At 31.3% G+C, this 15,169-nt stretch carries 8 protein-coding genes and 1 rRNA gene; all 9 read left to right on the plus strand.

The window, feature by feature from the left end; all coding sequences use genetic code 4:
* Window positions 1-25 precede the first annotated feature (25 nt).
* On the plus strand, window positions 26-1,804 hold the full coding sequence (locus tag IM807_RS04095) for a transglutaminase domain-containing protein (RefSeq protein ID WP_196362611.1): 1,779 nt from the start codon (window positions 26-28) through the stop codon (window positions 1,802-1,804).
* Between the two features lie 334 nt (window positions 1,805-2,138).
* Entirely contained in the window at window positions 2,139-5,735 is a 3,597-nt protein-coding gene (locus IM807_RS00395; RefSeq protein WP_196362612.1) for a P97 family adhesin, read from the plus strand.
* A gap of 24 nt (window positions 5,736-5,759) precedes the next feature.
* A complete protein-coding gene (locus tag IM807_RS04100) occupies window positions 5,760-9,320 on the plus strand; it encodes a P110/LppT family adhesin N-terminal domain (RefSeq protein WP_196362613.1) in 3,561 nt (1,186 codons plus the stop codon).
* Between the two features lie 54 nt (window positions 9,321-9,374).
* Window positions 9,375-9,480: ribosomal RNA gene (rrf, locus tag IM807_RS00405) — 5S ribosomal RNA — on the plus strand.
* A gap of 26 nt (window positions 9,481-9,506) precedes the next feature.
* Entirely contained in the window at window positions 9,507-10,361 is an 855-nt protein-coding gene (gene whiA, locus IM807_RS00410) for a DNA-binding protein WhiA (RefSeq protein WP_196362614.1), read from the plus strand.
* Window positions 10,351-11,157, plus strand: a complete 807-nt coding sequence (locus tag IM807_RS00415; RefSeq protein ID WP_196362615.1) for an MAG0110 family membrane protein — start codon at window positions 10,351-10,353, stop codon at window positions 11,155-11,157. Before whiA ends, IM807_RS00415 begins: the two co-directional genes overlap by 11 nt.
* A gap of 15 nt (window positions 11,158-11,172) precedes the next feature.
* Window positions 11,173-11,724, plus strand: a complete 552-nt coding sequence (locus IM807_RS00420) for an inorganic diphosphatase (protein ID WP_196362616.1) — start codon at window positions 11,173-11,175, stop codon at window positions 11,722-11,724.
* Between the two features lie 318 nt (window positions 11,725-12,042).
* A complete protein-coding gene (locus IM807_RS04105; protein WP_196362617.1) occupies window positions 12,043-13,512 on the plus strand; it encodes a BMP family ABC transporter substrate-binding protein in 1,470 nt (489 codons plus the stop codon).
* 128 nt (window positions 13,513-13,640) lie between these two features.
* On the plus strand, window positions 13,641-15,167 hold the full coding sequence (locus tag IM807_RS00430) for an ABC transporter ATP-binding protein (RefSeq protein WP_196362618.1): 1,527 nt from the start codon (window positions 13,641-13,643) through the stop codon (window positions 15,165-15,167).
* Window positions 15,168-15,169 lie beyond the last annotated feature (2 nt).

Below are 15,169 nucleotides of genomic sequence, written 5' to 3' on the forward strand. Positions count from 1 at the left end.
ATTTTTTAAAAAAGAGGAGATTTAAATGACAAAAAAACATGGATTTTTGTTGCTTGTTTTGAGTCCAATTTTATTATTTTCAGCTTCTTGTGGAGCTGTTACTTCAAAAGTTGATCTACAAAAAAATGAAAAATCTAATAAAAAAAGCGAAATTTTTGCGCCAAAACCCAGTTTAGATTCAGAGAAATTAGCAAAAATTCCCGAGAATTTTTCAATGGAATATTCAAAATTAAAAGTAAAAGTGGAAAATTTTGTTCAAAACGAACTTAAACCCTTGAAATTTGAGGTTTTCAAAGACCAGCTAAATTCTTTTCTTGATGATGTCAATTACCATGAAGCTGCAAATTTTAATAAAATTGGTGCTGATTTTTATAAGGATAATTTTGAAAAACTTGCTCAACTTTTTGAAAATATAAAACAAAATTATCAAAAAGTTGTTGATTTTCAAGTTCCGAAAATGGACTTGAAAATTGAAAAAAAGAAAAAAAATGCTGCTGAAACACCAGAAAATTACAACAATCTTGCCTACAATTTAAATTCTAATAATGAAGCCAAAAATTTTATGAGCTTAATTGACCCAAGCCAAATCAAAGATTTTGAATTTCATAGTTATAGCGAAGAAAAACGAAAAAAAGTTGCCGATTTTACAAAAAACTTAATAAAAAATGTGGAAAAAGAGGCAGAAAAAACTAAAATCATCTTCGATTGAATTTACAAAAATGTGAAATACGCCGGGGACTTAAGGTTGACTCCATCACTTGAACCCTCAGCAGTTCTTGAGCGAAAACTTGCTGTTTGTGGCGGTTTTTCTAATTTATACAAAGCAATGCTTGATTCTGTGGGAATCAAAAATGTAATTGTAATTGGGTGGTCAAAATATGGTGCGCACCAATGAAATTTAGTCTATGATTCGGTCGCAAAACAGTATTTTTATTCTGATCCAACATGGGGTTATTTCAGAAAAAATGACCAAGATTTTGCCAAGGATCACCAAACATTTCAAATTATTGACACTTATTTTACTAAGGACAAAAAAACCTACGAATATAATTTAGGTGTTTCACTCTTTTCAAGCACAGAAACCGAAGTAAAACCAGTTGAAAAAATTTTTAATAACCTGAAAGTTGTTAGTGTTTCCCAGGAAATGTTCAAAAAAACTGAAACTTTATACATTGGTGAAAATATCAAAAAAATTGATTATCAAAATGGAACTTTTAATGTAAAAAGGATTGTTGTTTCTGAAAAAAATTCCATTTTTGCTGCAAAAGATGGAATTTTATATAACAAGGATTTTTCAAAATTAATCCTAATTCCAGAAAAATATCCAGAAAATTCTTTAGTGCTTCCAAGAACAGTGAGAGAAATTGAGGACGAAAAAAGTTCTTTGAAAGCAAAAAAATTACAAAAAATCCTTGTTGAACCAGGTAATTTTTGATTTAGAAGTTACGGTGGAATTTTGTACAACAATGATTTAAGTGAGATTATTTTTGTTCCAGAAAATTTTCAGGAAAAAATTGTTACTTCAGGAAATGTGTCGCTAAAACCGCATGTTTTTTCTTTTAACAACAACATTAAGGAAATTGAAATCGCTGAGGGTGTTACTGAAATTCCTGATTTTACTTTCAACAGTTTGGCAAATTTGTCAACGATTTATTTGCCAAAAACCTTACAAAACTTTTCAAAAAATGCTTTTGTTTCCATAAATCCCAAAAAAATTAAGATTTTTTATTCGCCCGGAATTAGTCAAAAAGTTGTTGATACCTTGGAGAAACTAAGAATTTTTTATCAGGTGGTTAAAAAATAGTTTTTTGATATAAACCAAAAATTTTAATTTTCTTCTACTTTTGTTGGTTAATTTTGAACTGATTTTTAGCAAAAAATTAATATTTTTTTACTTTTTATGCCCCAAGGATAATTTCAAACACAGGAATATATTTCAATTTCAATTTTTTGTTTTTAAAAAAATCAAAATTTAGCAAAATCATTCTTAAATTTGTTAAATTTGAAAAAATTTTTTCCACAAAAAAACATTTAAAAATTGGGCATTTAATTACACTTTTGACTTAAAAATTATTTTTATTAACAAAAAATGCTATAATAGTACAATAAAAACATTTTCGAATGCTAAGGAATTATTTATGGAAAATAAAAAGAATTTAATTATTGGAATTGGAACTGGCGTGGCTGGAGTTAGTATTCTTGCAACATCTCTTGTTTTAGTTAGCCAAATTGATTACAATGGCGTAAATCCGCGTCAAGAATTGGAAAATTTAGCATCAAAAATCAAAAACGTTGCTTTTAAATCAGAGATTTTTGATAATTCTACTACCTATAAAAAAATTAAAGAGCAACTTTTTGACGCTAGCGGAAAATTGCGGCCAAACATTGAACTTAGCAAATTTTTGTCTTTTTACACAGTTATAAATTCCCGAATTAGCAAAATCGAATTGAATTTTTCACCTGAAAAACCAATCGTTGAATTTATTAGTTTTGTTCCAAACGATGAGAATCAAAGTTTTGATCTTAAGTTTAGAATTAGACACAAAATTAGCGATAGTTACACAGCTTTTTCGCCGATTTTTAGTCAAAAAATTGCTTTTGCACAGCGTTCACAATTTGCGCTTGCTGATTTTAACACAAATTTGCAAAAAATGACTAATGACTTTAGAGAAAATATTCAAAATTTGCGCCAAAAAGATTTTGTTGCTAATTTTTCTAGTCAAAATTCCAAAGCTTCAACACAAAAAATTCCAATGCTAACACGCGTTGAGGATTTCGCAAAAGATATAAATTCAGCGTCAACTTCTGAGGAAGCAGTTGAAAAAATTAGTATGTATTTCCCCGATTTTGAAAGAATAATTTTCGAATTAAACTCTAATAAAAAAAATCAATTGGCTCTTAATCAAGGAAAAATTTTTGATTTCACCCTCGACAGAAATCCCGGAACCAACGAGTTTATTAAACTAAGCCCGACTTTAGTTCCGAGTTTTTTAATCAAGGCTGAGTTAACAAACGAAGCAAAGTTTGATTTAAAAGGTTTACAAATTGAAGCTGCCACGATGGTCGAAAAAATTGATTTGGTTCCAAAAACTAGAAGAACATTTGATACACCACCTCTTTCTTCCCCAGAGGTTGCAAAACCTGAAAAAAAAACAGTTGCTCAGTCTCAACCATTTCAGTCAGGCGGTTCTAGTACTCAACCTGGAACATCTGGTGGGTCTAGCACACCTGTAGCACCAAAACCAGCGGTCCCAGCGCCAAAACGACCAGCTCCAGCACCAAAACCACCAGCAAAACCAGCGGTCCCAGCGCCATCAGCAAAACCAAAAACACCATCATATTTTGCTGATGTTGATGAAATTCTCGAGCAGATTAATTTTAGAAAGCTTACCTTTTCGGATTTCAAAGTTTCGTCAACTGCTCAAAGTCAAACTGTTTCAATGTCAACTAGTGTTTCTGGGGTTTTAGAAGACAAAATTACAACATTTACCCAATTTTCATCAGTTTCTTCTGAACCGCAACCAGTTGCAGTGTCAGAAACAGCGCCTGCGGCTCCCGCAGCCCCAGCCCCAGCTGAAAAAACACCAGTAAAACCAGAACTTGATCCAACTAAACTTTTGGAAGTTGCGCAAAAAACCGTATCTGATTTCATTGACAAATTAAACGCAAAAGTTTATAAATCTCTTTACGAAAAATCAGAAGCAGCTGAAGCTATGATAAATAGTGATTTTTTAATTAACCCACTTTCACTTGATTTTGGTGGATTAAGTAAATTTTTTCCTGAAAAATCTCCCGAAGGTATTGATTTTTACTTAGATATTGCAAAAGCAAAAATCAAGAAGGAAGCAAGTTCTACTAGTCTTGAAATTCCAACGAAAATTAATCTTTACTCAAATTTTTTTGGTGATTCTAAAGCAAAATTGCTTAAATCTAAAGAAGAAATTCTCACAATTTCTGGTTTCAAAACAGAAGGAACATCTTCAAATACTGAAAATGGAACTCCAAATTTAGAGCTAGATAAATCTCGCCAAGATTATTACGCTCTTAATTCTTTACCAAGTAGTTCGCCGCAACTTGTTACAGTTGCAGTTTCAACTCAATCTACAGCAACAACTAACTCTCCTAGAGAAATCAAAATTGTTTCTGCTAATCCTTTTATTACAAAAACAGAACTTGAAGAGTTGATAAAAGCTCAAAAATTCCAGGAAATCAAGGATATTTTGGTAAACCCTTTCCAATATGGTTTTAATTTTGATGCAAATGAAGCAATTGTTAAAAGTTGAGTTGGAGAACAAAACTTCCCAAGTTTAAAGGACTTTCAAACCTTCAAACCCGAAGCTAACAAAACTGTAAGTGAAGTTAAAACACTTAGATCAGACAAGTTTTTTGCTGATGAATTTGATGTTGCTGCTTTTTATTCACATCTTGCAGGTCTTGAACCAGCTCAAGCTCTTCAGTATTTTCTTGCAATTGCCAAAGCAAATAATTTAGTTGACCAATCAGAGGTTCTAAATCAGGAAGATATTGAAAATGGTAATGTTTTCAATGCTGCAGCAAAAGTTAAATTTAAACTAAGTAGTAGTGAAAAAATTCATGGATTTGATTTTAATAATCAAACCTCAACTTTCCACAAACGTGCTTGAATTTCCGATCTTTTTTTACCTAAAGATTTAGCTGCTAAATTAATTAAACCAGGCGAAAATAGTCTAAGTGATGACGTGATTTTTGACAGAATCAACAAAATCCAAATTAGCGCTAGCAATTCTTCAAGTGGCGGCAACGGGCAAGGTAATGGCGATATTTATAAAGAAATTCGTGAAGGTGCCAAAAAACTAGAAGAAGGCAATTCTTCAAGTGGATCTTCAAGTGGATCTTCAACAAGTAATGGTGGAAATCAGGAAACAATTGATAAAAAAATTAAAGAATTTTTTACCTCAAAAACAGATTCTCTCAATGATTTACGAGATTTATTACTTGCTTTTTATGTAAAGGCTAAAGAATTAAAGAGTTTTGTCCCTTGAGCAAAAATTAACGAAGATTTGCAATACCAAATTGTTTTTGAAAAACAAACAGGTAGCCCTAGTGACGGAATTGAAGTTCCTTCTGGTTCTGAGTCTTACAAATTAACTTATTATTACAAATTAATTGATAGAAAAACAAAAAAGGAAGAGTATCAAACTCCTAAAACAGTTTTGAAATTTATAGTTTCAAAAGATTCTGAATCTTTGATGGATTCACAAGATAATATTGCTTTAAATAAAGCCATTTTGCAAATCCCCCCTTCCCTTTCAACACTTTACTTTAAAAAGGAAGAATTTGATAAATTGGCTCCAAATCATTGAAAAAAATGGGATCCAACAAGTGACACGTCTTGTTTTGAAAAAACAGAAAAATTCAAAGAAATTTCCGCTTTTATTACAAAATTTAATCCAAATTTTAAGGCAAAAGTAATTTCTGAAGCCGTTGATCAATTTGACAGTAATTCAAAAATAATAATTTTAGAAGCAACAAAGGAAATAAAATCTGAAAAACCTGAAGTCCCACCGAAAACAACTCCAACTAACTATCTAAAATCTTCACTAAATTTCCAAATTAAAGTTGTTTTGGATGATACAATTAAAAGTCCAGCAACAAAGACAGAAGCAACAAAGCCGATGGCGACAAAAACTGAGGCAGCCAAACCAGTTTCAACTATGCTTTCTGAAACAACAACAACAACAACAAAAACTACCTAAAATTCAAGCCTCGAAAGGAAAATTATGTCTAAAAAACAGATTGGTTTTCAAAATTCTAGAACGATAATTGCGATTGGTCTCTCATCAACCGTAATTTTAACAACTGCAATTACTGTGCCACTTGCACTTAAAAAATATGAGAGTTCCTATCAACAAAAAGTGAATGGCGGCGTTGACCTAAAACAGGTTTCGCCACTTGCAATTCAAACTAATTTTTCTGAAGCTGATTTTTCAAAAGCGCTTGAAAACCTCAAAATTGATGATAAATTTAAAAATTTGTCAGCAAAAACAGCTCTTGCTTTGGCAAAAGACCCTTCTTATTCTTTTAATTTTCTTCAAGCATTTGATTTTAGTGAAATTACAAACAAAAAATTTAGAATTGCTTTGGACATTGAAAAAGCGACCACGGTTGGTTCAGACATCAAAAATGTTGTTGTTTTCGCACATTTCGATAAGTTGCAATTGACTTATTCTAAAAAAATTGATCTAAAAGGATTTGCAGCCAGCGATTCTGTCAACGGAAATCTTCTTGATTTTAATGTTGATTTAACAAAATCAAGTTTAAATTTATCACAAAAAGATGCTGAAAAAATTGGGATTATTCCTTCAGAATTAGCACTCAAACTTGATGACAATTTTCAAACAAGTTTGAAAAAATTGCGCAACAAATCAGCAGCTTTCACCGAAGCTTTGCTTGCCACAAATCTTAGCTATAATTTGGTAAATAGTCTTGGATTGCCAACAATTTTACAATCTGGTTACGCTTTGAGTCCAAAAACAACCGTGAATTTGGAAGCAAAACAAGAAAAAATGGTTGAAGTTAATCCTCAAGGTGAAAAAAGGGTGGAAAATCAAACTTTAATTCAAAATTTAGTTTTCAAAAATCTTGATGATAAAAAAGGAACTTTGTCACTTGCTTTTGAACTTTTAGACCCAACCGGAAAATCAGTGAAAGAATTTGATTTTCCGGTTCTTGGTTCTTCAAAAACCGCTGAGAATATTAGCAAAATTGAACAAGAATTAGCAACAATCGCCACTGATTTTATTAAAATAAAACCTTTTGTGCAAGCTGCTTTGGTTCGCGACGATCTAACCGTGGCTGACATTCTTTACAAATCTGATTCAAACCCTAAAAATCTTCTTGTTTTGTTGGATAAAATCAACAAAAAACCTCAAGAAAAAAACAAAAAAGTAGGAAAAGGTACTCCACCTGTCATAAGTTTTTTGTCAGATCAATCTACAACTACAACTGGAGCATCTGAAGCTCCAAAAACTGAAACACAAAAGGCCGACCCTAAAAAACCAGATAAAGATGCAAAACCTGAAGCAAAAAAACCTGCACCCTTCCCTAATCGCGAAATTTTTGCAACCTATTTTGATTTTAAACCAGGAAAAGTTTTAGAAACAAAAATTCCAGGATATTTTATTACTTTAAATTCAGTTGATTTTGCAAAATCGTTGACAAATGAAGAAAAAGCGAAACTTTTAGAAACAAAAAAAGTCGCTTTTGACTTTGATTTTACAATTCAAAAAGAATCAGGAGTTCTAAGCCCTTATTTTGAATCAAAAATGGTTGATTCAGATTTGGGATCAATTTTGGAAACAGTTTTAGCCAAAGTTGGTAAAGGTCAAAGTGAGAAAAAATTCCTCATTAAAGTTGCAAAGAAAAAAGTAAGATTGGAAATCAAAGCCGATTACAATAAACATCAAAGACAAATTGTATCAACTTTAATTTCACAAAAACTTCAAGATGATCCTACTGCAGAAGATTTTGATATTACAAAATTACAATCTACGGATTTCAATCCACTACAAACCGTTGTTAAATTTAAACAGGATCCAGCTGGTCCGTTACTTTTATCACTTGGAACTGTAAAATCTGTTGTTGGTGAGGTTGTTGAGGATTCAAAAAATGGAAAAACCTTTGATGATGTTGCGAATAAATTGTACTTTCTTGATTATGGAAATTACCCAAATGCGGAACTTTTAAAACTTTACAAGGAAAAAAATAATCCTGTAAAACCGGGAGGGGAACCTGAAGCAAAAAAACCTGAAACTCCTCCAAAAGTTGAACCCCCACTTGTTGACGCTCTTTCTGATATTTCTAGTGACAAAAATATTTTTGTTCCTCGATTAGTTGCTGTGGCTGCACAACCAACTCCAGTTGCAGCTGAAACAACTAAAGTTTCTCTTCCAGAAGATAAATTCACAGGAATTGGGACAAAATTATGAAAATTTCTTGATAAAACAAAATTGCAAGGTGTAAGTGGTGCAACTATTAAATATCAAGTTGTTGAAACATCACCTCAACAACTTGATGTTGTTTTAAGTTTTAACACACCAGCTAGTTCAGGTGCTGGAAATAATTCAGCACAAAGTGATGAACCAATTGCAAAAGCGGTATTTTCGATTCAAAATCTTGAAGAAAGTCAAGCTTTTGATCTTCTAAAATCATTCAATCCAACAGTAATTTTTGATTTTCGCCGTGGTTTTGAAAAAAATAATAAACCAGTTGAAAGAATTTCCGCGTTAAATCGTGATGATATCAAGGCTGAATTAAATCAGAAGTTAACACCTGAGAAAATAAAAGAAGAAAAAGAAACACTAGAACAAGATATTAATGAACTAGAACAAGATATTAAATGTTGCAAGGAAAAAGGTAAATGCTGCCAACAATCACCACCAGAATGCAAAGCACCTTGCACAACATGTGACAATTGTGAAACGAAAAAACAACTTGAAGGATTAAAAAAATTAAAAGATAGTATTGGAAAAGATCTAAATACTTTCTCTAAAATTGAAGGATTTGAGGTTAAAAAAGGAATTCCGCTAGTCAGTGGAAAATCACTTTATCTAAAAGATGGAGTGATTATGCTCGCTTTCAAAGCAAAAGAAGTTGGTGATGGCAAAAAACATTTCCTACTTTCTTCAAACAAAAATTTTGGGCTTTTCATTGTTAAGTCAAAATATCCAAATAGTAAAACTCCGTCAGAAGGAAAAGACACATTTTTCATCGGGATCGACCAAGGTGGAGTTAGAGCAGGTGGAAGAGATTCAGATGCGACTGCTGCAATAGTTGCTGGCAAGCAAGAAAAAGAAACCATAACATCAAGATTGAAAGTTGCTAAATTATCAGAAAAAACTGGAACACAGACATATGTTGTTAGCAAAGAGGAACAAGCTATAAATCAATTTTCACCTGCCATATTCAGTCAAAAAAATATCAACCTAACAGATGAAACTGTCAACTTTGATGATATTTTAAAAGAAGATTCACTTTTGTTTTTAACAATTATCAAAAAGAATAATAAGTGAACATTTTGGTTAAGTTCAGGAAACACTTCTAACCCAGAAAAACAAAGAATTGTTGCTGATTTAAATCTAGAACACCTTGCTGGAATTTATGACACTCTAGATTGAACAGTTTTAGGTCCTAATCCTCAAGGTGATGCATATAAAGGACCAATTTACGGTCCAGCAACAATTAGTTTTCGTGGTTTAGTCGCTTATGATTCAAGCACATTACCTGAAAATATTGAAGATGTTGCCAAACTTAACGCTCAATTTATTAAAAAATTTAAATAAAAAAAAAAAAAAAAGTTTTTTATTTTTTTTTATTTGTGATATAATTATATTCATAAGAGTAACAATAGCAAAAGGGATCACCTGAATCCATTCCGAACTCAGTAGTTAAGCCTTTTTACGCCGAAGATACTAGAAATAGGAAAATAGGGAGTTACTCTTTTTTTATTACTAAATAAATGGAAAATTATGACTTTTAGCCAAAAAGTTAAAACCGAAATTCTTGAAAATCGATTATCAAAGCCAAAATTTACGTCTTTAGTTCAAGGTTTAATTTTTAGTGCCTGCCGTTTTGACAACGATGATTATTATGAAATAAGAATTAATAAAAAAATAATCATTGACAAATTAAAATCAACTTTCAAAAATTTTAAATTTGAGTTTTTTGATTCAAAAGCCAATATAAATTGGATTTGTATTAAAAAAAAATCAATTAAGATTAATAAAAATCCGCAGAACATTCAGTATTTTTTTGCTGGCCTTTTTATTGGCGGGGGCTCAATTTCAAAGTTTGAATCAAAAAGTTATCATCTTGAAATTTCATTTTTAAATGAAGAAAAATGTGCAAAAGTTTTGTCACTTTTGCAGCAAAATCAGACTCAATTTACTTTTCGCAAAATTTTTCACAACAAACGTTTTAACATTTACTTAAAAAAAATCACTCAAATTATTTACTTTTTAATGGCAATTGGCGCCCTTGAACAAGCAGCACAGCTGGAAGTTTTACGTATCAAACGTGATCATTTTTTGAATGCAAATCGAATCACAAATTTTGACATTTATAATGCCAAAAAAATTACTAGATCTTCAAGTGCTTTTGCTGAAAATTGAAAATTAGTGCAAAAAAAACAACTTACTAACCATTTTACTGATGAGCAGCAATTCTTTTTTCGTTTAAGAGCAAAAAATCCTGAATTAAGTATTCGTGAAATTTCAGAAATTTTAAAAAAAGAGTATAATTTACTTGTATCAAAAGGTGGCTTAAATCATTGATTGGTAAAATTAAAAAAAATATTGGAAAAAGGAGGCGAAAATGCAAAATAGAATTGTTTATAATTCAAAGGATTCTAAGGCATATAGTAGATCAACATTTTATATCCAAAAGCAAACTAATAAATTGCTAGCATATTCGATGATTTGGTTGGGTCTTGGAATTTTGTTTATTGGCCTTGTTACTTTCGGTATCCTTTCAAGTGATACTTTATTTTCTTTATATTTAAAATTTATAAGAGCATCTTTTAGTAGTGTAGCTGCAATAATTATTTCACTTTTCGTTTTGGTTGGAATAAATTGAGGAATTTCGGCCTACATTTCCAAGCGGGCGCTTACTGAGTCGCCGCCAACCGTTGTTTTAGCGCTACTTTTCTTGGTTTTTATTTCCGCAAATTCACTTTTTTTGCCAATAATTTTCACTGCCCAATATTTGGTTGATGGATCCTTTAATTACATCATGATTGCATTTGCTGGTGCCGGTGGATTGATGTCGATGATTGCAATTTTAGGCTACTTTAATATCATTAATTTTGGAAAATTGTTACCCGTAATTGCAATCGGTTTTTTGATTGAAATTGTGATTGCAATTACCTCTTATTTTGTTTTTTCATCAATTTTGACCACATTTTACATAATTATTGGTCTAAGTGTAACACTCGGAATGGTTGGTTATCAATTTTGACTCATCAAAAATCAAACTTGCCAAATTCTTGCTTTCTACAATGATGAAGCCGAAATTAAGCGCGTTTTTTTAAGAATAGCAATCTGAAATGCCTTAACTTTGTATTTGTCACTTGTTCGCCTTTTCTTATTTTTGTTAAGATTATTGAATTTTACAAGATCTTAGTTTTTGGGAGTTTTGATGGAGCAAAAGTTACTTTTAGTTGATATTGAAATTACTAAAGGGTCAAATATTAAATATGAATTTGACCAAAAAGCTAACAGGCTAGTTGTTGATCGGATTTTGCGAGGTGACTTTGTTTACCCAGCGAATTATGGCAGCATTCCTGAGACTTTGGATTGGGACGGCGACCCTCTTGATGCTTTAGTCTACACAAATCAAAAATTTTTGCCAAATTCACGATTGACAGCTAGACTTTTGGGTGCGCTTGAAATGATTGATGATGGTGAAATTGACACTAAATTAATCATGGTTCATCATGATGATTATCGCTTCGAACACATCAAAAAACTTGAAGATTTGCCTGTTGAATGATTAGATTCTATTCACTATTTTTTTAGTAATTATAAAAATTGAAAACGTCCTGGAATTACAAAGGTTTCAAAATTTGTCAAATTGGATTCAGCGATTAAAGAACTTGAAACTTCACAACAGCTTTTCCAAGATTATGGTAATTTAGACAAATCTGAGTTTTTAAAATTAATGCGTCAAAAATTTCCTGAAAAATATTAAATTCAAATTAGTTTATTATTAAAAACAAAAAATATGACCTAAATTAGGTCATATTTTTTGTTTTATTTAAGAAAGATAATTTTGAATAAATTTTTCTAAATTTACACGGAAAATTGGCTGATTTTTCTTAAAAATGTTTTTACTTTTTAATTAAAGATTTTTTAAAATCTTACTCTAAGATTTAGGAAAATTTTAATTTTTAAATCCAAAAAACTTAATTTTTTGATATTAATTTAAAAACTATACCTACTTGTGTTAAAATTTATAATGTTAAATTTTATAAATTATGTTTAGTCTGAAAGGAAAAATAAAAACTATATGAATAAGATCAAAAAATTATTAAAAAAAAGCAGGATTAAGACATTTTTGGGTCTAGGATTAGCAACTCCACTAACAATGGCGGCGCTGTTAGCCGGAAGTTGTTCAGCGATTAGTGAAACAACAATTACTGATGTTTCTAAAATTTCTACAGTAGTTGAAAGTCGAAAAGCAGAAATTTTAGCCGCAAATAACGATGAGACAAAACATTTTCATATGAATCTTGCAATTGTGACTGCTGATGGAAAAGTTAATGATAATTCCTTCAATCAGTCAAGCTGGGAAGCAATTCGTCAATTTGCAAAATTAACTGATAGTGAAACCAAGCCAATTGACAGCGCAACTTCAGATTTGCAGGGAAAGTATAATGCTCTAATTAACACTAATTCTAATGTTTGAGTTCTTTCTGGATTTCAGCACTATGATGCAGTCAAAGCTTGACTTGGAAATGCTGAAAATAAAAAAATGCTTCAAGAAAAAAAAATTATTATCATTGGAATTGACTGACCGGCTGGAGAAAATGATGTTCCACAAGGTCATTTGATTAGATTAAATTATAAAACTGAAGAAGCAGCTTGGATTGCTGGGTATGCTAATGCAAGTTTTCTTGCACAAAAATTTCCAAATGATGCAAATAAACGATCAGCAATCTCAGTTGGCGGCGGCGCTTTTCCATCTGTTACAGACTTTATTGCTGGTTATTTGACTGGAATCAAGGCTTTTAACACTGAGAGTAACTCTAAAAAAACAAAAATTACTGATGACAAAATCAACATTTCGACTGGTTTTGCGCCAAATGCAACTGCAAAAGTGACACTTGAAAATTTAGCAACAAATGGTTCACCAACAACACTTTTGGCAGTTGCTGGTCCACTTACAAGCATCTTTTCTGACTTTGTAAAAGACAAAAACGATCGTTATTTAATCGGAGTTGATACTGATCAATCCTTGATTTATACAGAATCAAAAGCAAAATTTTTCACTTCAATTGAAAAACGATTAGGTGAATCAGTTTTTAATGTTTTAACTGATTTATACACTAAAAAACAAGGATCACAGAATCTTGGTGAATTTTCATTAGGAGCAAAAAACGCCTTTGTAAAATTAGGTTACAAGAATAAATTTGTTGGTGTTAGTGACAGTTCTTTAGAAGGCAACGACAAGGTTTTAGCAGATAAAGCACTTTCAGAAGCAAAAGCAAAATTTGAAGAAAAGACAAAAAATAAAAGTGGTGAAGAAATTCGTACAACTCTATCAATTCCAGCTATGAGTGGAGATCAAGCCGCAGAACTTACCAAATTAGTCAAAGAAATTAACGAACTAGCTAAAACATCAAGCACTTCTAATCCAAGTCAAATGCTAGAAAGAATGCCAGAATCAGATTCAGGCGAAACCTCAAACACTGCAACTCCTTCTGGTGGTCACAATCATGACCATTCAGGTCACAATCATGATGGTCACACTCACTAGTAAAATTTTCTTTTCAACTTTTAAGAGTCTAAGATTTTCAGTAAATTTTATAAACTAATTAGACGCTTTTAAAAAATCCAGCAAAAATTTTGCTGGATTTTTTCTTTTTTTGATAATATTTAAGTCAAATGAAAAAACAGGATTTTGCAATTGAGTTTATTGGAATTTCCAAAAAATTTGGTAATTTTTTTGCCAATCATAAAATTGATATTAAAATAAAAAAGAACAAGATTCATGCACTAATTGGCGAAAATGGCGCCGGAAAATCGACTTTAATGTCAATACTTTTTGGGATTTATACGCCCGATGAAGGTCAAATCAAAATCAACGGCAAACAATCATTTATTGATAATCCTAATTTAGCAACAGATTTTGGAATTGGTATGGTTCACCAGCATTTTAAATTAATTGACGCCTACACAAATTTTGAAAATATTATTTTGGGTCAAGAATTTACGCAATTTGGTCGTCTAAACCTTGAACCTGCAAGACAAAAAATTAAAATTCTGCAAGAAAAATACAATTTACATTTCGATTTAAACCAAAAAACAGGTGATGCTTCTGTTGTTATTAAGCAAAAAATCGAAATTCTTAAAATTTTGTATCGTGATTCAGAAATTTTGATTTTCGATGAGCCCACCGCCATTCTTTCTCCACAAGAAATTGATTCTTTTTTGGAAATTTTGAAATTTTTTGTCAAAAATGGTAGAACCATTATTTTCATTTCACACAAATTAAAAGAAATTAAAGAAGTTGCTGATTCAGCAACAGTTTTACGTCATGGCAAAGTTGTTGCTAACTTTGAAAGTCTTGAAAATGTTAGTATTTCCGAGCTTTCCAACGCAATGGTTGGTCAATCTGTCGAAATTCAAAAAAATCAAATTACAAGTGATTTTCAAATTCCGGGTCTAAAAATTGAAAATTTAACAGCAAATTTTGACAAAAAAATCACTAATTTAAACTTTGAAGTTGCTAAAGGCGAAATTTTTGCAATTGCTGGAATTGAAGGAAATGGACAAGTTGAATTAGAATTAGCGCTTGCTGGTTTGATTCCATCAAATGGAAAAATTATTGTTTATGATAACAAAAATTTACCAAAAAACCTTGCAAATTCAGGTGCTTTTTCTCGTTTTGGTCTTATTTCTTATGTCCCAAGCGACCGACATAAATATGCAATTGTCCTTGATTTGCCAAATTTAGATAATTCAATTATCCGTAATTTGGCAAATCAAGAATTTACCAAAAAAACCTATATAAAAACAGGAAAAGTCAAAGAATTTTATGAAAAAATTGTCAAGGGATTTGACGTTCGTGGCGACTTGAGTGGAACTAAAAACTCTCGACTTTTATCTGGTGGAAATCAGCAAAAATTTGTTGTTGGCCGGGAAATTCTCACTCCACATGAGGTTCTTTTGATTGTTCAACCTACTCGAGGCCTTGATGTGGGCGCAATTAACTTGATCCACCAAATAATTTTGGATCAAAAAAATAAAAATAAGGCAATTTTGCTAATCTCTTATGAACTTGACGAGGTTTTAGCGCTTGCTGATTCAATTTCTGTTTTAAATAACGGAAAATTATCACAAAAATATTTACGTTCGCAAATCGATCGTTATAAAATTGGAGAATTAATGGCAGGTTCAGAAAGTGATTAGTA

Origin of the sequence: Mycoplasma sp. 'Moose RK' (genome assembly GCF_015708155.1) — a bacterium.
Lineage (GTDB): Bacteria > Bacillota_I > Bacilli_A > Mycoplasmatales > Metamycoplasmataceae > Mesomycoplasma.